Genomic DNA, 23816 nt, shown 5'->3' with positions numbered 1-23816 from the left:
GCTGCATTCCTCCTATTTTTCAGATATGTTCTCTATCGGATCCGCATTGCCATAAATGTGTGTTGGCGTTCCAATGTTTTGTGCCCATTTCGCACCATTTTGAATAACCTGCTGAACTTCTTTGTTATAATACGTCGGGTATGTTTCGTGACCAGGACGGAAATAGAAAATTTTCCCGCGTCCGCGCTTAAACGTGGCACCACTTCGGAATACTTCACCACCTTCAAACCAACTGATGAAAATCAATTCTTCTGGAGTTGGGATATCAAAATGTTCGCCATACATCTCTTCTTTATCAATTTCAAGATACTGACCAATTCCTTCTGTAATTGGATGCGCCGGATCCACGACCCACATCCGCTCCCGGTCGTCTGCTTCTCGCCACTTCAAATCACACGTCGTTCCCATCAGTTTTCGGAACACTTTCGAAAAGTGAGCAGAATGCAACACGACCAGTCCCATTCCTTCCAACACACGATGTTTCACCGCTTCTGCAATATCTTCATCGACCTCGTCATGTGCTTTATGGCCCCACCACACAAGTACATCTGTATTGGCAAGCACCTCTTCGGTCAAGCCATGCTGTTCCTCGTCAAGCGTCGCCGTTCGAACCATATGACCGGCTTCTTCCAAAAATCCGGCAATCGTGTGGTGAATGCCATTCGGATAGATATCAGCAACGACTGGGTTTTCTTTTTCATGTCGATATTCATTCCATACTGTAATATTCATTGCTATCCCCTTCTTACACTATTATTTGACGGCTCCTTCTGAAACTCCCTTGATAATTTGTCTTTGGGCGAAGAAGTAACCGATAATCACAGGAATAATCGCGATGGTTAATCCTGCAAGTGCTAAATGCCACTGTTTTGTATATTGACCGAAAAAGTAGAACATCTTTAACGGAATCGTTGCGTTAGATTCACTCAATACAAGTGATGGCAGCAAGTAGTCATTCCAAATCCAAATGACGTTCAAGATCCCTACTGTGACACTAATTGGCTTGAGTAGCGGAAAAATAATGTACCAGAATAATTGCAGCCGATTCGCACCATCAATGATGGCCGCCTCGTCCATCGTCCTGCTGACACCCGTCATAGCTCCATGATACAAGAAAATCGATAAACTACAGCCAAAACCGAGATACATGAAAATCAAACCACCGGCGTTCAGCATATCTACCATACCAAACAGGGAAACGAGCGGAATCATAACAGATTGAAACGGAATTAACATCGCTGCGACGAAAATGAAAAACATAATCCCACTTAACTTACTTTTATTTCGAGCAAGGGCATATCCTGCCATAGAGGAAAAAATGATAATAAAAAAGATGCTCAAACCGGTAATTAACACAGAATTAAACAACGATTTCAAAAACTCTAAATCAATAAACGCCTGCACAAAGTTTTGAAATTGAAAGGTTTCAGGAATCCCTAATACTCCTTCAAAAATATCACGTTTCGATTTAAATGCATTGACAATCATGAGATAAAACGGAGAGATCCAGAGTAAACCGAGCACAATACCAAGCACTTCTATGGATATTAAATTGCGTTTCTCTTTATTCTTTTTCATTACATTTCCACCTCCCGTTTCTTGTTGTAGTAAACTTGCGTTAATGCGATAACCGCAACGATAAGGAAGAAAATAACCGCTTTTGACTGTGCATAAGCCATTTGATTGTCAGAGAAAGCTGTTCGCACAATTTCCATCGCAACCATTTGTGTTGAATTAAACGGTCCCCCATTAGTTAATGACAAATTTTGATCGTAAATTTTAAACGCCATCGACAAGGTTAAAAACATACTAACGGTAAAAGCAGGTGCTACAAGTGGAAATGTTACGTTTTTAAAACGTTGAAGACCATTTGCTCCATCAATCTTGGCTGCTTCAATCAAGTCTTTTGGAATATTTTCCAAGTAAGCAATGTAAATGATCATAATATAACCAGCCATCTGCCAAGCTGTTAAAATAACAAGACCCCAGAAACCAGTGTTCGTTGTGGATAGCCACCCCTGCATTCCTTCGATACCGAACATATTCCCAATGTCTCCAAAAACACTGACAAAAATAAACTGCCAGATAAATCCTAAAATCAGTCCACCAATTAAGTTAGGCATGAAAAATACTGTTCTTAAAAGATTATTCGTTTTTATATTACGAGTAACAATCAAGGCAAGGCCTAAACCGAATATATTCAATAGAATAACGGTAACCACCGCAAATTGAACCGTAAATACGATAGAATTCATAAACTCATCTTCTTGAAAAAGATTAATATAGTTTTGGAATCCTAAAAACTCTGTGGCCACAAGCCCGTTCCAATTCGTAAATGAGAAAATAAAACCATAAACAAATGGAATTACAACGACGATGCCTAGACCTAAAATGACAGGAGTAAGAAATAGCCAAAACCAGAGACTGCGATTCTGCATATACGTTTCCTCCAATGCTGTGTATTGCATGCGGCATAACGGTTAATGGTAGCTGACAAGAGTCATATCTAGCTCTTGTCAGCCTTTAGCTTCGTTTATTGACGAGATTCCTCCCAGGCTGATGTTGCTTTTTCTTCCACTTCATCCCATGTAATGTCACCCGCAATATACTCTTGCATCGCCACACCTAGAGCATCTTCGGTCCAAGCTGTCGGTGCTCCAAGAAATACCCAGCCTTGCGTATTTCCTTCACTCGCATAGTTGTAGATTTCTTGAGAAATAGGATCAGCAATTTCTAAGTCTTCGTATCCCTCGTAAGCAGGAACAAATTTGAATTCATCCGTCACAAACTGTTTGCCTGTCTCTGATGTGTACATCCAATCCAAGAAATTTTTACTAGCTTCAACCACTTCATCCTCCGACTGTTTATTGACAACCCAGTAGTTCGGTACACCGACAGGAATCGTACCCTCATATCCTTCTACTGGAATCGGAAGCAACCCTACATTTTCTTCCGCAAATTCAGGATCCATCGACTCGATTGTGTTATAAACCCAGTTCCCTTGTTGAATCATCGCTACATTTCCAAGTGAAAAATGCTCCTCGACTTGTTGCGAATAATCCAGATTCAACGTTGGCTGAATCGAATATTCATTTTGCAGATCAAGGAAACGTTTCATTTGATCGCCCATTTCAAATTGAACTGTGTCCGATTCATACGTTTCCATTACATCGTGATTAAACTCATCAGCTAGAAAAGTGTTTGCTAGATGGTTCCCCATCACCCATTTTTCTTTAGCCGGAAATGCAAACGGTGCTTCTATACCTAATTCCTCTTTTTGGTTGTCTAATGTTTGTACAGCTTCTTCAAGATCTTCGTGTGTTTCTATATCATCAGCATTAATTCCGGCATCTTCAAACACCTGCTTATTGTAAAGCAGACCATACCCTTCCTGGTTGAACGGAAGACCAAGCGTTTCATCATTTCTTGTTACACTCGAAAGTGTTCCGTCCAATGCAGCATCCGCGGCTTCTGTATCAGATACATCCGCCAAATATTTTTCATACTCATCAACATCCGTTGGCCCACCAATATTGAATATATCCGGCTCTTCCCCTGAAGACATGGAAGATTTCAATGAAGCACCGTAGTCATTACCTCCGCCCACTGTTTTTACGTTAATTTCAACATCTGGATTTTCTTCTTCATACATAGATACCAACTCTTCAAATTGATCTTTAAATTCTACTTTGAATTGAAAAACATCAACAGTCACTTTATCGCCACCGCCTGAAGACTCGTTATCACCATCTCCTGAAGTCTCATTCTCACCAGACGAAAAAGAACACCCCGTCAATGCAATGCTAGATGCAAGTAACACTGTCCCGATACTAGAATAAAACGTTTTCCCCTTCATATAACCCTCTCCTCTTTATGTGTTTTAATCACTGAACAAAATGAATGCGCTTCCAAACATTATTAAATAATATTCAGGGTTTCTTTCCCCTGAAATCACCTCTACTTCGCATCATATCAAGGATTACTCATATTTGTAATCGATTACTTTACATTCAATATTTAAGAAGACGATAAACAAATCCACCATTCATCAAATCATCCCTAATCGATAAAACCAACCCCTTTTCCAACCAAATAATGAAAACTAGCGTCGATTATCTAATAAGTTTTAAGATTTCTATAAGAAAACGATTACAACTACAATTAAAATCTTATAGTGCTTCTCGATAATTGTCAATCTTTTTTTCAGAATATTGTTCCTATAAAATGAGCTTCTGTTATCTTACATTTCTCGATTTATTGACAGGACAATAGAAATAAAATAAGATAAAAATAAACAAAGAGTAATCGTTTACATTAATCAAAGAAATGCGGGGATTGTATCTATGCCGACAATCAAAGATGTGGCCAAACAAGCGAACGTCTCGGTAGCAACCGTTTCGAGGGTATTAAGTAAAGCAGACACTGTTTCTGAGAAAAACACACAAAGTGTGCTAGAAGCCGTAGAGAAACTAAACTATAAACCGAATGCATTAGGACGTTATTTAAGAACAGCACATACCAAAACAATTTTGGTCGTCGTGCCTGACATTACCAATCCTTTTTTCTCCAATGTGATGAAAGGTATTCAAACGCTTGCCAATGAAAGAGAATACGATGTACTCGTTATGGACGCGGAGCACGCACATTTTGATACGATGAAATGCTTTGACATGTTAGAACAAAAGCAAGTGGATGGTCTTATTATGCTCACGTCCAGATTTGATCAACAAACACTGATAGACCTCAGTGCAGAGCATTCCATTGTACTTGCTTGTGAATATTTAGAAGGTACAACGATTCCCACCGTTTCTATTGATAATGTTAGCGCCGCCCGGAAGATGACAGAATATCTCATAGACCTTGCTTACACTAACATCGCTCATATTACCGGTCCGATGGAAACCGTATTAGGCATCGATAGACTTCGCGGATTTAAACAGGCGTTGCAAGCAAGAACCATCCCTGTGAAAACATCATATATCCAGGAAGGTGATTTCAGCGTTGACTCTGGGTACAACGTCATGTTCAAACTTTTAGCAATGGAAGACCGGCCGGATGCCGTATTTGCTGCAAACGATGAAATGGCAATGGGAGCCATCAACGCCGCCAAAGCCTTTGATCTAAAAGTTCCAGAAGACATTGCCATTGTAGGCTTTGATGATATAAGAATGGCATCCATGTTTACACCGCAATTAACGACGGTGTCCCAACCGACTTTTGACATCGGACAAAAATCAATGAGTCTCTTATTAGATTTATTAAACAAAGAACCATTAACGCAATCCCAATTTGTCTTAGAAAATACGTTAATGGTCCGTGATTCATGCGGTCATCATTTGAAAACAAAACACGACAAAGAAAGCCCGGTCTAACATTAATCAACCACAATGAAAATAGCGCATATTATCTCACCATATAACCATCTGCATCATGCAAAATGTTCCTAGCATCAAACTGACGAATCCTTTTAAAAGAAGAGTTCAATACGGAAATGGCTCCAACATATTCTTTATCCGGGCATAAATCTTTTATGACAGTATATTTCACGTCATACGAATAATTTTGAAAAAAAAGTAATTTTGGTGGTTGATCAGGTTTTGAAACGGTTACATGTGAAGGAGGGATGGAAAGTCCCTCGCCTGTAGCTTTCAAAACTGCCTCCTTTCTAGTCCAATATTTCAAAAATCCTTTTACCTTTGCCTCTACAGGCAATGCTCTAATCCGAAACAACTCTTTTTCTGTCAATATATCCCTAGCGATTTGATCTACTTTTACAGTAGGATCAACATGCTCCACATCCACCCCCACCGGTTCATATTTTGAAAACGCGACCGCAATTCTACTTCCCGAATGTGATATAGAAATGTGTGGTACACCAGAGGTCAACCGTGGCGGCCCATGTGGCTTATTACAAAATGGGCATGTACGAATAAGTGGCACACTCCAAGGTTCTGTCTGAAGAAACTTAGCCAGTATTAATCTAGTGATTACACAACCGATGATGAATCTAGACTGATCTTCTTCATGATAATATGACTTGACCCTCTTACGTTCTGTGTCATTAAGTATTAGGTTGTGCCACGGTCGGAAGTCAGTGGTTCGAGCCCACCATACTTGGCATGTGTGGCTGTTTAAATCAGGCACAGAACTAGGATACTCTTTGCTTTCACCTTCCATGTACTATCTTCCTTCCCTATTGTACCTAGACATACAAATATAGTTCGCTGTATAACCCACAATATAAACAAATTCCACACTGCAGATATTTTTTATTCACTAATCATTTCACTTGTTTCATCCTCGCCTAAATCATCCTGATTAGATTGATTCCCTTTTGCTGATACTGTATTTAAATCCTTAAACCGTAACACGAAATAGAAGGCTATAAGCAGAAACCCTGCCGTACTAAGCAAAGCCGCTCTATATGCTAAAAGATTGGTGGATTGCGCAGCTGTTACGTCTACCGAGTTGGTACTAAGTACAGCAAGAAGACTAGACAATAAAGCTACCCCCAATGCGGATCCCATCCGATTCTGAATATTAAATAATGTAGTTGCCTGCCCCATAGATGCCTGTATCGTGGTATTAAATATCGTAGCCTGAACAACACTGACCGTATTTCCAAGAAAAAAACCTGCAAAAAATAATAACAATCTAATGAACCAAGTACTTGTCTCTTGTCCTACCAGGCTCATCAACACAAATGTTACAGCAGCACATGGCAGCGCAGTTATCATTATTAATCGAGGGCCTGCTTTTGATAAGAACCAGGGTACGATCTGAGAGGCGACCATCAGTCCAACTGCTTCTGGAAAAGTTACCAGCCCTGACTCTAACGCAGAAGCATTCAATGCGTCCTGATACATTAACGGGAACACATAAAGCATCCCCAATAACCCCGCTGCGATGAAAAATGATGTCAAACTCATATTGCGGAACAAACGGTCTTTAAACAATCGCAATTCAAGCATCGGTTGGCTTATCCTTAATTCAACATAAATAAAGGAAATAATTAATAATATGCCACAAAGTCCAGTTATTACAATTTCCGGTGCACTCCATCCTTTTACTGAACTTTGATTTAAAGCATACATCAGCATAGAAAAACCAAACACGGACAAAAGAAATCCTTTCAAATCAAAACGTTTATTAGCAGATGCTTTATATTCCTTAAGACATATCCAGCCAAACAATAAAGCTAAACCTCCCACAGGAACGTTTATATAAAATATCCAACGCCAAGAAAGATATTCCACAAAAAAGCCACCAACAACGGGACCTAACATGGGGGCTAATGCAATGGGAATGACTAGCAGCCTCGATATCTTTGGGCGTTCTTCGGCTGTAAACGTTCGAAACAGCATCGCCATTCCCACAGGGGTAAGAAGTCCTCCACCTATTCCCTGAATCATGCGGGATAAATTTAAAGAAACAATGTGATTAGCCATTCCACTTATTGCAGATGCCCCTGTAAACAATACTAACGCAATCAAGAGGATTCTTTTTGTTCCAAAACGATCACCAAGCCATCCCGAAACAGGAAGAAACATCGCCAGACTAACTAGATAACCAACATTGACAGTTCCGGTAGCCGAAGGAGGAATTTGTAACTCCGCACTAATTGACTTCAGCGCAACGTTAACAATAGTTGCATCCATGGCAACCATAAACATAGCCGTCACATACACGATACTGACAACAATTTTTTGATTTCCTAATCTTCTCATGGATATTCCCTATCCTTACTATTAATTTTTAGTTCTTAATACGATTCGGTCTCATATCGCTCCAATTTGATTCAACAAAAGCAATACACGCTTTTCTACTGTTTTGTTCGTATACCACTTCCCATCCCGGTGGTACCTCAAGAAAAGCCGGCCAAAGAGAATATTGGCCTTGATCGTTTAGTAGTACAACGTAAAGGATATCCTCTTTTTCAAATGGATGTGTCATTGTTTATCTCCTCCCATTTATGAAGATGTGAAATTTGATATCGTCTTTAATTTTTCAGCTAATATACCTCCGATTTCTCTAATTGGTTCCGGCTGACATAAATCTTTATGCCTGCAATGAATATCATGTTGTTCAATTTCTCCGTCTACGTAAGAAGACCAGGTTTTTGGATTAATCGGATTGAACCAATCAGGAATAATCGTAGACCTAAAAAATAGCAGGTCTCCATGAAACGGTTTAGGAGTATTTTCACTTAATATGCGTACAGAATTGACATATGTCTCCTTTAAGTTTAAAACGGTGGACTCATCTAAACTTGCAAGAGCACTCCCGTCTTCCCGTAATAACTTCATAACATCTACAAGTGTCATTTGTTGACCATCCAAACTTTCCGGATCATACCCTCCCAAAGCAAGAAGAGCTACGAGAGCTTCTTCGTCATCTGGAGCTTTTTTAATAGGAAGAAAGTGACTTGGGTATGCATCTAGCATCACTAGAAGCGGAACATCGTCTCTTTGTTCTTGCAACTTAGTCGCCATCGCTTGAGCAATATTACCTCCGAGCGACCAACCTAATATATGGTAAGGTCCAGAAGGCTGAATTTTCTTAATCTGATCGACATAATCTGCGGCCATATCATCTAGATTTTTCGGAAGTGTTTCCTGTTGAGCAATACCACGCGCTTGTAATCCATAAATCGGGTATTCCTTACCAAGTGCCGTCATCAGTCCTGCATAGCACCAACTGAGCCCGCCAGCTGGATGTACACAAAAAAGAGGAACTTCAGTACCACTCGTCCTGAGTGGAAGTAATACATCCAACGCTCCTTGACCGCTTCCTCCTTCGAGTTTTTCTACAAGTCCGGAGACAGTAGGAGCTTCAAAGAGGTGACCAACGCCTAATTCCACACCTAACGCATCTCGAATGAGACTCATAAGACGAGCTGCCAGTAAAGAGTGCCCACCAAGATCAAAAAATCCCTCATCAATTCCTACATCCGATAAGCTGAGTACCTCCGCAAATAGATTGCACAGCAATTCTTCTTTCGGTGTCCTCGGTCCCCGACCCGACATTTCTTGTACTATATCTGGAGCAGGCAGGGAATTCGAGTCCAACTTCCCATTAGGTGTAAGCGGTAGTTCGTCTATGACCATATAATTTGGTGGAACCATATAACTCGGTAGGCTGTCACCAACAAAACGTCGAAGTTCAGAAGATGTGGGATGTGTATCAGATGCCAGTACAATATAAGCCATCAAACGTTTATCACCCGGCTGATTTTCATGTACAACAACAGCCACCTGTGCAATATCAGGATACCGTGCTAGGACTGTTTCAATCTCTCCCAATTCAATCCGAAACCCTCGAATCTTCACCTGATGATCAGCACGACCCAGGTGTTCCAGGGATCCATCCTTACGCCATCGAGCAAGATCTCCTGTTCGATACATACGATCCCCAGGAAATCCATGCGGATTGGCCACAAAACGCTCGGCTGTCAAGTCAGGGCGATTAAAATAGCCAATCCCCAGCCCTGCTCCAGCAACATATAGTTCTCCTTCTACTCCCAATGGAGTCGGCTGCAATACTTCATCAAGTACATATACCCGCAAATCAGGTATACCGCACCCAACCAAGCTTTTATTCTCACCAATGACAAGATCTCTATCAAGAGCAATATAACTGACATGCACCGTTGTCTCCGTAATACCGTACATATTGATAAGCTGGGGGGCATCATCTGAGTGACGTTCGTACCAGTCTTCTAACCGATTAAATTCCAGTGCTTCCCCACCAAATATGACGTAGCGTAAAGTAAGTTGTTGACCTAGCTCTGAATGTTCACGGTCAGCCTGCATTAATTGATAAAAAGCAGAAGGTGTCTGGTTAAGTACTGTCACTCCCTCTGTCACCAGTAAAGATAAAAATTCTTTTGGCGAACGGCTTATCTCGTAGGGGACCATAATAAGTTTTCCGCCATGTAGAAGTGCTCCCCAAATCTCCCATACTGAGAAATCAAAAGCATATGAATGAAACATTGTCCAAACATCATCTGTATTGAAATGAAACCATTGTTTAGTTGAATCAAAAAGCCTGACAACATTGTGATGCGGGATAACCACACCCTTCGGATTCCCCGTCGAACCAGATGTATAGATGATATAAGCAGGATGGAACGGGTTTAAAGGTTTACTTCGATCCACATCGCCGGGATTCATATTTGGGTAGCTTTCCAAAGCAACAACCACGTCAGGATCATCGATGACAACAAGCGGGCTTTCTTGGTAAAAAAACTCTGATGACAGTTGAGAATTAGTAATAATACATACAGGATTTGCATCATTTATCATGTAAGAAATCCGTTCTCGCGGATAATTCGGATCAAGCGGCAAATAGGCAGCACCGGACTTCAGAATAGCCAGCATTCCAACAATCATTTCTACCGACCTGGGCAAAGCTAATGCCACAAAATCTTCCGGCCCAACACCACGTTTAATCAGAAAATGAGCCAATTGATTGGCTTGTTCATTCAATTCAATGTAACTCAATAAATCACCATTACAAACAACAGCGCATTTATTGTTTTGTTCCTCAACCTGTTTTTCGAACAAAGTAGGAAGATCATCCTTTGGAGACATCTCCATGCTTCCGTTCCACTCTACCAGTAGCTTGTTCCGCTCCTTGAATCCCATAATGTCTAACATCATAATTGACTGATCAGGATAAACTGCTACTTCCTCCAACAAGCGGCACATATGGTCTATCATCCTCTGAACAGTATCACGTTCAAATATATCAGTACTATATTCAACAAATCCGTTAATGCCATTAGGTGAACCGTCTTCTTTTCTTTGTTCAATAAGCTCAAACGTAAGATCAAACTTAGCTGATCCGACACTTTTTATTTGCAGATTTGAATCAAGACCCGGCACATGAAATTTCGCTTCAGGTGTATTTTGAAAAGCTAACATTACCTGAAACAGAGGATTTCTTGAACGGGATCGATTCGGGTTCAATATTTCAACAAGCCGCTCAAAAGGTATGTCCTGATTATCATAGGCTTCTAAATTTACTTCACGAACCCTTTCCAGCAAATTACGGAAACTAGGATTACCAGAGGTATCCATACGCAACACCAACGTATTAACGAATAGACCTATAAGGTCATCTACCTCATTATGATGACGTCCAGCAACTGGACTTCCAATTGGAATATCCGTACCAGCTCCAAATCTCGTCAGCAACACTGCCAATCCTGACTGTAGAACCATGAACATACTCGACTTCTGGTTACGAGCCAAATTAAGCAGAGAGCGATGAGTTTCCATATCAATATTAAAATCAATGGTATCGCCTTGATGCGTTGATTTAGTTGGACGTGGCTTATCCATAGGTAATGCCAACTCTTCAGGTAGATTTTCAAGTTTTTTCTTCCAGAAAGTAATTTGTTTTGCAAACAGACTTTCAGGATCATCCTCATCACTAAGTAACTGTTGCTGCCATAATGCATAGTCAGCATATTGAATCGGGAGATCTTCCCAGCCCGCTTTAGCATTTTGCATTTGTGCTGTGTAAGCTGCCGAGATGTCGCGCGTTAACGGAGCTAAAGACCATCCATCTCCTGCGATATGATGCAACAACAATAGTAATACATACTCGTTTAATCCGGTTTCAAAAAGCTGTGCCCGAAAGGCCGGTTCTGAATTCAAATCGAAACTATATTGAACAGCTGAAGCGATTTCCTTAGAAATTTTGTTTCCATCAGTGTGAATAATGTTTAGCTCAGGCTTTGCTTCGGTAGCATCTAACACAAGCTGCTGAGACGAGCCTTGTTCCTCAGGAAAAATGGTTCGCAAGATTTCATGGCGTTCAACTACATCAGCGAGTGCATTCCGGAGTGCATTTTTATCAACTTCACCAGACAAATGGGCTACGAGAGGAATATTATAGGTAGGACTTGGCCCCTCCAAGCAATACAGGAACCATAGTCGGCGCTGGGCATAAGAAAGTGGAATTTGCTCCGGCTTCTCTATCTTTTGTAATGTAGGACGAACCTGCTGTTTTTGATCGAGCAGGGAAGCCAGCCCAGCAACAGTAGATTTTTCAAAAAGGTCAGCGATACCTAATTCTACACCTAATGAATCACGAACAAGACTTATAAGCCGTGCTGCCAACAAGGAATGGCCGCCTATTTCAAAAAAATCATCGTCCATTCCTACTTCCTGCAACCCAAGCACTTCCGCAAATAGATTGCACAACACCACTTCCTGTGGCGTTTGAGCTTGATTGGTTATCTTTTGCGTCAATTTAGGAGCCGGCAAAGCTTTTCGGTCCAACTTACCATTTGGAGTTAATGGCAATCTATCCAAAACCACATAAGCTTGTGGCACCATGTAATCTGGAAGACTATTTCCTGCAAATTGTCGAAGTTCAGACGACGTTGGATACGTTGTAGATTTCGGTACGACATATGCGATTAATTGTTTATCACCGACCTGAGATTCACGTACAATGGCAGTAACCTGCGCGATATCGGAATGTCGTGCTAGAACAGCTTCTACTTCACCTAATTCTATTCGAAAACCACGAATCTTCACCTGGTAATCAGCACGGCCAATATACTCTAGAGAACCATTCTTGCTCCATCGAACAAGATCTCCTGTTCGATACATACGGGTTGAAACGCCATATGGATTGGCTATAAAATGTTCAGCCGTTAAACCAGGCCGCTTAAAATAGCCTCGAGCCACTCCCTCTCCAGCAATGTACAATTCTCCTATAAAGCCTCGGGGAAGAGGTTGCAAAACACTGTCCAGTACGTAGACTCGTGTATTCCAGATTGGTGTACCAATAGGGGGCATTCCTATCATTTCGCTGTTTAGTTGAGCTGCGGTTGACCAAATGGTTGTTTCGGTTGGTCCATAGAGGTTCGTTACCTCGCATTCAAGCATTTGGAGTGAACTCATTAGACTTTCAGGAAGCATTTCACCACCAACAAGTATTTTAAGCCCCCTTAATTTTTGAGGATTTACCATAACAAGAGAGTGCCATAACGCGGGAGTGGCTTGCATGACGGTAGTCTCTGTATCTCTAATTAGCTTGGATAACGCTGACGGATCCTGTTTTGCTTCCTCATGAGCAAGAACAATTCCCGCCCCACTTAATAATGGAAGAAATATCTCCAAGTTTGAAATATCAAATGCAATGGTCGTCACGGCCATAAGACGATCATGTTTCTGCAGATTAAACTGATCACGCATAGACAGCAGAAAATTGTTTAAATTTTGATGTGACACTACGATTCCCTTTGGTTTTCCGGTGGAGCCTGAGGTATATATTACATAGGCAGGATGCAAGGGGTGTAATTCCCCATTGCGCTCTGCATCAGTTAAATTAGTAGCGGCATAATTTTTCAACGTATTCACTGTATCTGGGTTATCAAGAACTATAGAAGACACAAAAGAATCACGCAATACAAAGTTTTTTTCCTGAGTGGTCAATATATATGCTGGTTTAGCGTGATTAAGCATGTAAGTGATGCGCTCTTCCGGGTATTCAGGATCAAGCGGCAAGTATGCTGCCCCGCATTTAAGTACACCAAGCATAGCAACAACCATCTCTACCGATCGGGGCAATGCCAATGCAACTAATTGCTCCCTACCGAGACCTCTCTCTATTAATAGATGAGCAAGCTGATTCGCTCGTTCGTTTAATTCACGGTAACTAACTGATGCATTCTCACATATAAGAGCCGTTGCATTGGGTGTACTAACTACCTGCTTCTCTATTAAAGTAACTACATTACTCATTGGTAAATCTGTTTCAGTTTCATTCCATTCGCTCAGCACAGCATGACGTTCATCAGGGGAAAGAAAATTAATTTGACCAACTGGCAAGTTGCGGTCCTGTAATACAGTAATATTTCTCAAAAACCGTAGCAATCGATCTAGATGAGCCTCCACTTCCTCCTCACTGAAAACCTGAGGGTTGGCATCCATATCAATCTTCAAACCATTACCGTCAAGTCCACCATGAACATTAATCGAAAGATCATCAACTGGACCCGCACATAGGTTATGAGGAAAACCCCTCACTTCAGAAAAGTTTAAATCATAATCAAACGGCATAAAGTTGACAATTGGTCCAAATAATCTTTGATACTCTCCGACTAGTTTAAGGTCACGACGCAACTCCTCATGCCGATAGTATTGATGTATTTGTACCTGCCTTACTTCTTGCTCCACTTGTCTTAGAAGTTCAGAAATACTCATATTTTGATGAATGGACAAACGCACTGGCACCAAATTCATTATCATGCCTGGTACTTTTAACAAATCCGAACCAAATCGCCCCATCATGGGCAAACCGAGAATAATATCCTCTACCCCAGTCAGACGTGACATGTAGGCTGCTGTTGATGCAATAATTACTTCATACCAGCCTGTCCCCGAGGCATCCTTTAAATTCCTCGCATCAGCAGGCGATAAATACGCTGTTTTCCGCAGAAATGTATGGGAAGTCCTCGATTTTTTTTGTCCTAAGTTGATAATTTCAGGTTTATCCGCGAAACGTTCCATCCAAAATTGACGATCTTTTTTATACTGCTTGGATTCTCTATAGACCTTTTCTTCCTCTAAGACGGATTGAAAGGAGGAAAATTTTCGCTCATTATCAGGTAAATCATGAGTGATTGCCGTATAAATATTAGCCACCCGTTGAGCAATGAGCATAAATCCAAAACCGTCGATAGCAATATGATGTATACGTTGATACCAAAAATAACGATCTGACGCTACCTTAAAAAGCACTTCTGTAAAAAGAATATCCTTTTTCAGATCAACCGCCTTAGAAAGGTCCTTCTTCATCCACGATAGTGCACTCTCTTCCGGGTCAAGTTCCATGCTGACATCAATGACAGGCATCTCCCATTCTCTCTGCGTTTCAATGACTTGCCAGGGACCGTCTTTATTTTCACCGAAGCGAACATGCAATGATTCTGCTTCATTTACAGCCTTGCGCAATGCCCGCTCAAAACGTGAAACATCAATTGGACCCTGGATGTCTATATATTCACCAGTATTATAAATTGGATTATCTGGATCAAGTTGTTGAGCATACCAAATACCAGACTGAGCACCAGACAAAGGCCTACGAACACCTGTAACATTCCCCATCTATAATAACCTCCTTAACTCCTCTTAATAGAGGCAGTTTCTTCTATTCGATTAGCCAGTAACCTCCACCAAGCAGAAATTGTAGGGCTTTCTGCTAACTCAATGAAGCTGACATTTGCACCAATTTTCCGCCATTTTTCCACAAGGCTCATCATTCTTATGGAGTCGAGTCCCTTTTCAATCAGATTCTCTTCTAGTCCCATCTCTAAAGCCGGTACTTGAAGAAGTTGAGCGACTTGTTCACGAACGTATTGTTCTGTCAAACCTTTCTCTTCTGGTTCTGTCTCTGTCCTCGTTCTCAGCTGTTGTAGTAGATTTTGAGTTGAAGTCGTCATTGCACAACGGTTAGCTGCATAATTCAGAGCCATTTGATGATATTCTGAAGAAAAATCAGCCAACGCATCGCCAACAAGAAATGGTTGAATATCCTTCATAAATGCATCCGTTGCTGTTAATAAGCATCCTATATGGGCATAAACACCGCAAATAATGATCTGGTCACGTCCATATTGCTGTAAAGTTTCAAAGAGATTAGTTTTTTGAAATGCACTGTATCGCCATTTCGTAAGGATAGTATCATTGTTAGAGGGGGTTAATTCTTGAATAATGTCTTGATCTTCATCTCGTTCGATTCCCACTCCCCAAAAATCTTGAAGCAGTCCTCGTTGTTCAGCTGTTTGTTCGTTTGGCTGTGCGGAAAAAATTATTGGTATTCTCATTGCAGTGCAATAAGATTTTAAACTCTGAATGTTATTTAGTAGTTCTTTTAAAGGGGAGGCTCCAGATGTAAAAGGATCTATAAAATACTGTTGCATATCATGAATGAGCAAAACGCAACGATATGGATCAGGTTCCCATAACACTTTGTTTTCTGGGTACTCTTCTACCAATGGCATTCGATACGGTGCAATAGTTGGAATAGCCATAAAATGAATTCACATCCTTTATATTTGTAATAATGCTTTTACATCTCCAATACTCCTTCATAGTCTAAAATTTTATTAGTTTTTGTAATTCCTTCTTGCTCACTTTCCCTAATCTAGTTTTAGGAAATGAATCAATAAATTCGATTTGATCCGGGATTTTATATGCTGCCATTCCACGCTCGTGTAGTAATAACTTTAGTTCTTCTGTTGTAAGAGACATTTCACGTTTGATGATAAAAGCACAAGCCTTCTCTCCAAGAAATTCATCAAACATAGGGACCACAGATGCATCGTGAACAGATGGATGAGCCAGAAGATGATTTTCTACTTCTTCAGCAGAGATCTTTTCTCCACCACGGTTGATTTGATCTTTAGCCCTTCCTTCTACAATCAGATTGCCTGAAGAAGTCATTCTCACCATGTCACCTGTACGATAGAACCCTTCCGATGTGAACGCCTTTTCGTTTTGCACTTCGTCTTTATAATACCCCCTTATTGTATAAGGTCCGCGCGCTAACAAATGGCCGATCTCCCCCATTTGCACTTCATTATCACTATCATCTACTATACAAATTTCGTCATACTCAGACATTGGCCTCCCTTGTGTGTGAATGATGACATCCTCTGTATCATCAAGTCTGGTGTAGTTAACTAGTCCCTCTGCCATTCCAAACACCTGCTGTAACACGCAATCAAATACAGGCTTAACCCGGCTTGCAACTTCCGGATTAAATTTTGCCCCACCTACTTGTAATACTTGTAGGCTGCTTAAATCTGCGTTACGAGCGGCAGCAGCTTCAAGCCATACCAGAGCAAGAGGTGGCACAAGTCCAGTTATTGTAACCCGTTGTTTTGCAATTAAAGGAAACGCTTCGTCTGGACTAGATCCTGTTGCAAGAACTACTTTGCCGCCTGCGTATAACGTACCTAGTACACCAGGTGAACTCAGCGGATAATTGTGTGCAATTGGGAGCGCAGCAAGATACACACTATCCTTATTAAGTCTGCATACTTCTACACTGGCTTTCAGGCTGTATATATAATCATCGTGAGTACGAGGAATGAGCTTGGGTAATCCCGTACTTCCTCCGGACAATTGAAAAAAAGCGACATCATATGCCTTCACCTCAGGTAAAGAAACCGGGGTCTGATATAGATCGGCCAGACCGATAAACGGTCCAGGATTTCCCGCGACAATAACATGTTTCAACGACGGTACTTTTGTTTTTACTTGTTCGGCCAGCTTTCTGTAATCGAAACCTGCGTGTGTTTCAGCTATAACATAAGCGTCTGCCTCCACATATTCACATATATAAGTGATTTCACTACTTCGATGAGAAGGCAGAGTAAAGACAGGAAGAGCGCCTATCCGAAATAGCGCAAAACACACTTCAAAAAAAGGAGTGATATTTGGTAGTTGAATCACAACCTTGTCCCCTTGCTTCACACCCAGATTTCTCCATCCAGCCGCTAATTGATCTGCCTTTGTATCTAGTTCTCTGTAACTCATGTAATATTCGCCATCAACAATAGCTGTTTTTTCCCCATATTTCACAGCCCATTGACGCAACAAATCCCCGAACGTATCTCCTTTCCAGCATCCTGTTTCCCTGTAATAATTTGCAACCTTCGATGGCCATTCTGAACATCCAAATAGCATTTTTAATACTCCTCATCATTTTTTGCTTTATTAAATATTTCCTAATCCTAAAGCATGAAGCATCGTTTTAAATTTGGCTGACGTTTCTGCCAGTTCATCTTCCGCTCTTGAATCTTCGACAATGCCAGCACCTGCATAAAGATGTAATAAACGATCACTGACTTTTGCACAACGAATGGTGACCACCCACTCACCATCTCCGTAATCATTGCACCAACCTACCATTCCTGTGTAAAATTGACGATCAAACGGTTCAATTTCGGCAATAGTTTTACGCGCTAGCTCAGTTGGAGAACCGCAAACTGCTGGAGTGGGATGTAATGCAGTTGCTAGATCCACTGATGAGATGGTAGGGTCGGCAATCTCCCCTTTTATCTCCGTAGAAAGATGCCACATCGTCGATGTTTTCAACAAAGACGGTTTATCCGGAACATCTATGCTCTTACAAAATGGCCCGAGAGCGTCCTTAACGGCAGAAACAACAACAGCATGCTCATGTCGGTCCTTTGCAGAGGACAGCAAGTCCTCTCCTCTCTTTTGATCCTCTATTGAATTTTCACATCTAGCTGCAGATCCTGCTAACGGATTCGCCACTACTTGTAATCCTGACTTTGAAACTAGCAATTCAGGAGTAGCGCCGATTAGCGTTGTTCGCTGGGAATCAGGTTTTTCGTATACCGATTCAAATGGGGGAAGGTCTACCGCGAAGGTGTATCCGTCTGTATTATTTGCGGCTAAGTGCCGAAGCAAATGATGAATATTGACCTTAGCTTTCGTAGTGAGTTCCAGCGATCTTGATAAAACGACTTTGCACAAATTATTATCCGATTTGAATTGATTAAGTGCCCTCTCCACTCCTCGTTTAAACTCGGTGGACTTCGGAACTTCACGAATATCAAATGAGTAATCAGGGGTTTGCTGTAGCGGCTCAGAAGCAAATGACAAGGGACCTGACCAACGAACCGTCTCGGGCACAATTAGGTGGGGAGATCGAGCAGGATGAAACGGAACAGCACCCACTACCACCGGACTACTATAGCCAGAATTTTTCGCATTCGTTAAAACAGTTTCCACCCGCTGAGGCAATGCTTCCATCTGATCGACATCTTCATTTACCGGAACCTTAGCAAACACGCCTTCGGCAAGAAGGGTGTGCTTAGGAGAAGTCAGAAAAAACGATTTACCGTAAAGATATTCATCGAGTAGCTTCGTGTCAGGCTTGACGGCTATGGCATAACGTTCCATTTTGTTACCTCCTTAAATCTTTTAAACTCCAAGAGTCGCGCCTCCATCAACACATAGATCCTGCATAGTCATATGGCGTGATTGATCTGAGATTAGAAAAAGAATAGCATCTGCAATATCTGAGGGGTTTGCTATCCTCTTAAGTGGAATTCCTAACCGAAATGACTCCTGTGATCCTGTAATAGTAGATTGCTCTCCATATTCATCTGACCATAATGAATGTTGCATAGGGGTCTCTGTAGAACCTGGCGACACAACATTGCATCGAATATTGAAATCAGCTAGTTCAAGTCCAAGACATTTAGTAAATTGCGTTGCCGCAGCTTTTGATGCAGCATAAGCAGCCATATACATCCTTGGTACAAATGCTGCATTTGAACTCACTGTCACAATTGATCCCGATTGACGTGGTACCATTTGCTTTGCAACAGCCCGAGACACGTTAAAAACTCCTGTGCTATTAACCGCAAAGATAGCTTCCCAATCCTCTTCACACAAAGTGTTAACCGATCCTGTCCGCAATACGCCTGCGCAATTTACCAATACATGAAGCGGACCCAAGTCACGTTCGATTTGATTTACCATCCTTTGCACTTCTTCACTATCACTAACGTCCACAGAGAAACCAGAAACACGACCTCCGTGTTTTTCTAGATCAAAAATAAACTCATGGAGCGCATCGGTATTTATATCCACTGCAGCAACAATGACACCCTTCTCCACCAACTTCTTTACAACAGTTTTCCCTATACCTTGTGCCGCCCCCGTTACAAGAGCAACTCTTCCCTTCATTTCTGTCATTTCGATATACTCCCTCCACTAAATACAAATAATAATGATAATCATTATCATTAATAAGTTATACTTATCCCCTCCTTTTATCTACCCCCGACTATTTAATTTGGATATTTTGGATATAACGCGAATCTCATTGCCCTGTTAATTAACACTGTCAGAACTGAAATATGGCCTTCTTCCTCAAACTCCTGAAAACGGACACTTACCCCTGATTTTTCAAGGGAAGACAACCGCTCTGATAGTTCTCTTGCGTTATCATTCATACGACTTTTATGATTTTTTTCCCATTCACCTACTGTCAGAAGGACATCGACATTCAGATTCTTTTGAGACAATTGCGAAGTAAATTGTTTTTCCTCTGCAAGAATACGTTGCTCGTTCCAGTGAATCGACGGACTCCCTGCCACATACGTTTGAAAAGCAGAAGGTCTTGTAAAAAGCATATGAAGTACAAACAGTCCACCGAGAGAATGGCCAAAAATCGTTTGTCTGTCAGCATCTATGTCGTATTTACGTTCCAATTCAGGCTTCAGATCATTTTCAATAAAAGCAGCAAAATCTTCTGCCCCTCCTTGATTCCCTCGTACATCCTTGCCATGGTGCTGTTGATGCGTTTCTATCTCAGGTACGGACAGCGTATAATCAAAAAATCGCGCTTGATCAAAAGGAGAATCCGTATCATATCCTATCCCGACAATAATCGCAGGGATAACCCCTGTCTTTTCTGGACGACGAGACTGCATTCGCAGTGTTTCCACCATCGTACCGAATACCGCATTGGCGTCTAGTACATAAATAATTGGATATCCCGATGAAGGGGGTTCCTCATTTGGTTTCCACATAAATATTCGATATTTACGATGTTGGCCACTGGAATGCATGATTCGTTGTTGTGCTCCGGGTAAGGAAAATGGTTGATATGACGGTTCTTCTACTTTGGATTTTTCTTTTCCCATTTTCTTTCCACCTTTTTATAACAATCTTGTCAATATGTCGCTTTGAATAATAAATATAAAAAATAAGGTACCCCTATAATTGAAATGACAATACCAACAGGCAATTCGACCGGGGAAAAAACTGTTTTAGCTATAAAATCAGACAAGACGACCAAGAACATGCCGACAACTCCACAGACAGGGAGGATGTGCTTATGATACATTCCCACCAACCGCCTTGAAATATGGGCGGATATCAGTCCGACAAACCCGATACTGCCTGATACAGAGACACATGCGCATACAATACCAATGCTGCTTATGAGCAAAATACTTTTTTCCTTTTCAACAGATACACCGAGACTTTTTGCCTTTGTTTCTCCTAATTGAAACAAATCCAGCACATGTGACTTGGTTAAAATAATTGGGATGAAAATAATCAGCCATGGCAATATAGAGACAATAAATTGCCAATTTGCGTTCCAAATGCTCCCTAAAAACCAAACAGTTGCCATTTCATAGTCTTGAGGATTCATTTTCAAAGAAACATACAATGAAAGAGCACCAAAGCCTGATCCAATGGCAATCCCAACTAGAATTAAACGTTGGGCATCCAGTGTTCCATTATTCCACGAAAACGCATAAATAAGTATTGCTGCCATCAAACCGCCTACCATCCCGAACAAGGGCATTGTCATAACAGACATCCACCCGTTTCCGCTCACTTGTCCCTGAAAAATAAGCATGAATATAACAACAGCAGCTCCTGCGCCTGCATTAATACCTAGAATTCCCGGGTCTGCTAACCCGTTTCTAGTGATTCCTTGTAATACAGCTCCCACAATACCAAGTCCTAAACCGACGAGAGCAGCAATTACAATACGAGGGAGTCTAAACTCAAATATAAGCACGTCGTATTCCCTTACAGGGTTCGTTCTAAAAAGGGTTTGCAGTACTTCTACTATCGTTATATCAAACGTACCGTTCGTCAGACTGATATAGATAACTGCCAAGACTCCTATAAGACTTGTTAGCAGTACCATCCAAAACCGTTTTGATAAAGCGTTAGGCATGGCTTCCTCCCCCTTTATTACGAATTAAGTAGAGGAAGAAAGGCACTCCGATTAGTGCGGTTACAACCCCAATCGGTGTTTCAAATGGGTGATTCAAAAATCTGCTCATCACATCAGCCAAACCAAGAAATACCGCTCCAATCATCCCTGCACAAGGAATAATCCAACGATAGTCCATACCTACCAAGAATCTAGTCATATGAGGGACAATTAAACCAACAAAGCCAATTGTTCCGACTAAAGATACTGAAATTCCTGTTAGAATGACAACAGTTACAGCTGCCGTTCCTTTTACTAGGTTTGTTTTGATTCCTAAACCCACAGCTACTTCCTTCCCTAGGGATAGAATTGTTATCTTTCTTGATATTACAAGAGCCAGGACTATACCCAGTACAGCAAATGGAATCGTCCATTTAATTAATTGAGGGTCCAATTGGTGTAAACGAGCATTATACCAAAAGCTTATGTCCTGGGAAATTTGAAAATAAGAGGCCATAGCTGCTGAAATACTGCTTAAAAAGGTTCCAATAACTGTCCCAATAATCGCCATTTGAACCGGTGCCATTCCATTGGGTACAAGCGAAGCAAAACCGAATACAATTCCAACAGCAACCGCTGAACCAATAAGAGAATACAGAATCATATCCATAGAGGACGCATGCGGAACAAAAATCATGCAGCATGTAATCGCAAAAGCTGACCCATCAGATACTCCCATAATAGACGGAGATGCTAAATAGTTTCGTGTCACCCCTTGCATAATTGCCCCTGATATTGCCAAAAAAGCTCCTATCAACAATGCCCCGATAGCTCTTGGTAATCGTGAATACCTTACAATTTGATGGTCCACATTATTAGGATCAAATGAAAAAAAAGCGTGTACAATCGTATTCCATTCGATTTCCTTTGCACCATATAACACAGACAACAAAAGCGTGAGAACAATGAAAATCGGAGAAAACCATAATATAAGTAATGGTACGTTGACTATTTTTCTCATGATTATAGCCTACTGATTAGACAGCTTCTCCTCGGCAGCCTCCAAAAATTTCATTTTACTCCAAGCTGTCCCCCCCTGTGCCACAGGGTCAACTACATTAACAAATACTCTGTCATGTTGCACCGCATTCATACTGTTCCAGATTGGATTGTCTTCTAAATCATCTAATGCTTCAGGCTGATCTGCATTCTCCGTCTCAGCAAACTGAACAAAGATATAATCCGGATTCATTTCACTGAACTTTTCCAAAGATATCACTTCCTGGGTCTCCGCATTTTTAATTTGTTCCGGCACCTTTAATCCTAAATCACTATAAAGGGAAGAATTAAAAAAGATATCTTCGGGATAAACCATAATATCTCCACCTCTGATCCGCGCTGTAACAACCGTTTGATTTTCTAGTGAATCACTGATTTCGTCCTTGACCTTGGCAACACCTTCTTCATAATCCTCTAGTATCTTGTCCGCTTCATCTTGTTTTCCCGTCAATGAAGCCAACAACTGCAAATTCTCCTTCCAATCCGCAGATATGTGAGATATAGGAATAGTCGTTGTTATTTTATTTAAATTGTCTTGAACCTCTTCTGGAAATTTAGTTGAGCTTAATATAACATCCGGTTCTAGCTCTAAGAGTCCCTCCATATCCGGCTGTTGCTTCTCTCCGCTAGAAACTGTGGAACCCGTAATGTCAGAGAACATTTCCGGAAATGTTCCACCTGTCGTAATTCCCGCAGCCGGTTCTACACCAAGTACAAGTGCGTCTTCCATCGATTCCATACTGCCTGTGATTGCAATATCCTCAACCTCTGCTGGAACGGTATATTCTTCCCCGAGGTACTGAACAGACTCCTTTTGCTCTTCCGTTTGTCCGGTTGCCTCCGTCGTCTCTGTACTCTCCTCGTTCTCATTGCTGCTTTCTCCATCGACTTCCTCTTGATTAGAACCGCAAGCTGCCAAAGAAAAAATCAATATAATGAATAAAAATATTCCTGCATATTTATTTTTTTGCATAAAAACTCCCCTTTCCTTTCTTATATATGATAATGATAAT

The 23816-nt window shown here is 41.2% G+C and carries 17 protein-coding genes; 1 reads left to right on the top strand and 16 read right to left on the bottom strand.

Features of this window, described 5'->3' with window-relative positions:
* Window positions 1-12: 12 nt before the first annotated feature.
* The 4 genes from J2S78_RS01795 to J2S78_RS01780 all read right to left on the bottom strand — a co-directional run bounded on the left by J2S78_RS01795 (window position 13) and on the right by J2S78_RS01780 (window position 3856).
* Entirely contained in the window at window positions 13-732 is a 720-nt protein-coding gene (locus J2S78_RS01795; protein WP_306895697.1) for a ThuA domain-containing protein, read from the bottom strand.
* A gap of 21 nt (window positions 733-753) precedes the next feature.
* Complete coding sequence (locus J2S78_RS01790; RefSeq protein WP_306895696.1) at window positions 754-1578, bottom strand: carbohydrate ABC transporter permease; 825 nt, start codon at window positions 1576-1578, stop codon at window positions 754-756.
* Window positions 1578-2438, bottom strand: a complete 861-nt coding sequence (locus J2S78_RS01785) for a carbohydrate ABC transporter permease (RefSeq protein ID WP_306895695.1) — start codon at window positions 2436-2438, stop codon at window positions 1578-1580. The genes J2S78_RS01790 and J2S78_RS01785 overlap by 1 nt, the downstream gene beginning before the upstream one ends.
* Window positions 2439-2533: 95 nt before the next feature.
* The gene (locus J2S78_RS01780; protein ID WP_306895694.1) at window positions 2534-3856 is read right to left on the bottom strand and encodes an ABC transporter substrate-binding protein; all 1323 of its coding nucleotides are present in this window, start codon (window positions 3854-3856) and stop codon (window positions 2534-2536) included.
* A gap of 487 nt (window positions 3857-4343) precedes the next feature.
* Here J2S78_RS01780 and J2S78_RS01775 point away from each other — a divergent pair, with 487 nt between their 5' ends.
* Window positions 4344-5372, top strand: coding sequence for a LacI family DNA-binding transcriptional regulator (locus tag J2S78_RS01775; protein WP_306895693.1), 1029 nt, complete (start codon window positions 4344-4346; stop codon window positions 5370-5372).
* A gap of 31 nt (window positions 5373-5403) precedes the next feature.
* On the opposite strand, the gene J2S78_RS01770 is transcribed toward J2S78_RS01775, so the two are convergent.
* The 12 genes from J2S78_RS01770 to J2S78_RS01715 form a co-directional block, all read right to left on the bottom strand.
* Window positions 5404-6177 (bottom strand): 4'-phosphopantetheinyl transferase family protein, encoded by a 774-nt coding sequence (locus J2S78_RS01770; protein ID WP_306895692.1) that lies wholly within the window; start codon window positions 6175-6177, stop codon window positions 5404-5406.
* Between the two features lie 92 nt (window positions 6178-6269).
* Window positions 6270-7727 (bottom strand): DHA2 family efflux MFS transporter permease subunit, encoded by a 1458-nt coding sequence (locus tag J2S78_RS01765; RefSeq protein ID WP_306895691.1) that lies wholly within the window; start codon window positions 7725-7727, stop codon window positions 6270-6272.
* 28 nt (window positions 7728-7755) lie between these two features.
* Complete coding sequence (locus J2S78_RS01760) at window positions 7756-7953, bottom strand: MbtH family protein (protein WP_306895690.1); 198 nt, start codon at window positions 7951-7953, stop codon at window positions 7756-7758.
* 17 nt (window positions 7954-7970) lie between these two features.
* Window positions 7971-15128 (bottom strand): non-ribosomal peptide synthetase, encoded by a 7158-nt coding sequence (locus J2S78_RS01755; RefSeq protein WP_306895689.1) that lies wholly within the window; start codon window positions 15126-15128, stop codon window positions 7971-7973.
* Between the two features lie 14 nt (window positions 15129-15142).
* Complete coding sequence (locus J2S78_RS01750) at window positions 15143-16054, bottom strand: isochorismatase family protein (RefSeq protein ID WP_306895688.1); 912 nt, start codon at window positions 16052-16054, stop codon at window positions 15143-15145.
* A 64-nt stretch (window positions 16055-16118) separates the two neighbouring features.
* A complete protein-coding gene (locus tag J2S78_RS01745) occupies window positions 16119-17714 on the bottom strand; it encodes a (2,3-dihydroxybenzoyl)adenylate synthase (RefSeq protein ID WP_306895687.1) in 1596 nt (531 codons plus the stop codon).
* 30 nt (window positions 17715-17744) lie between these two features.
* Entirely contained in the window at window positions 17745-18959 is a 1215-nt protein-coding gene (dhbC, locus tag J2S78_RS01740; protein WP_306895686.1) for an isochorismate synthase DhbC, read from the bottom strand.
* A 21-nt stretch (window positions 18960-18980) separates the two neighbouring features.
* On the bottom strand, window positions 18981-19751 hold the full coding sequence (locus tag J2S78_RS01735) for a 2,3-dihydro-2,3-dihydroxybenzoate dehydrogenase (protein WP_306896974.1): 771 nt from the start codon (window positions 19749-19751) through the stop codon (window positions 18981-18983).
* 104 nt (window positions 19752-19855) lie between these two features.
* Window positions 19856-20713, bottom strand: a complete 858-nt coding sequence (locus tag J2S78_RS01730; protein WP_306895685.1) for an alpha/beta hydrolase — start codon at window positions 20711-20713, stop codon at window positions 19856-19858.
* Between the two features lie 29 nt (window positions 20714-20742).
* Window positions 20743-21765, bottom strand: a complete 1023-nt coding sequence (locus J2S78_RS01725) for a FecCD family ABC transporter permease (protein ID WP_306895684.1) — start codon at window positions 21763-21765, stop codon at window positions 20743-20745.
* Window positions 21758-22765 (bottom strand): FecCD family ABC transporter permease, encoded by a 1008-nt coding sequence (locus J2S78_RS01720; protein ID WP_306895683.1) that lies wholly within the window; start codon window positions 22763-22765, stop codon window positions 21758-21760. Before J2S78_RS01720 ends, J2S78_RS01725 begins: the two co-directional genes overlap by 8 nt.
* 9 nt (window positions 22766-22774) lie before the next feature.
* A complete protein-coding gene (locus J2S78_RS01715; RefSeq protein WP_306895682.1) occupies window positions 22775-23776 on the bottom strand; it encodes an ABC transporter substrate-binding protein in 1002 nt (333 codons plus the stop codon).
* Between the last annotated feature and the right edge of the window lie 40 nt (window positions 23777-23816).

This window comes from Salibacterium salarium (genome assembly GCF_030813635.1).
In the GTDB taxonomy this organism is placed as follows: domain Bacteria; phylum Bacillota; class Bacilli; order Bacillales; family Marinococcaceae; genus Salibacterium; species Salibacterium salarium.
This window is presented reverse-complemented; position numbering and strand designations above follow the sequence as displayed.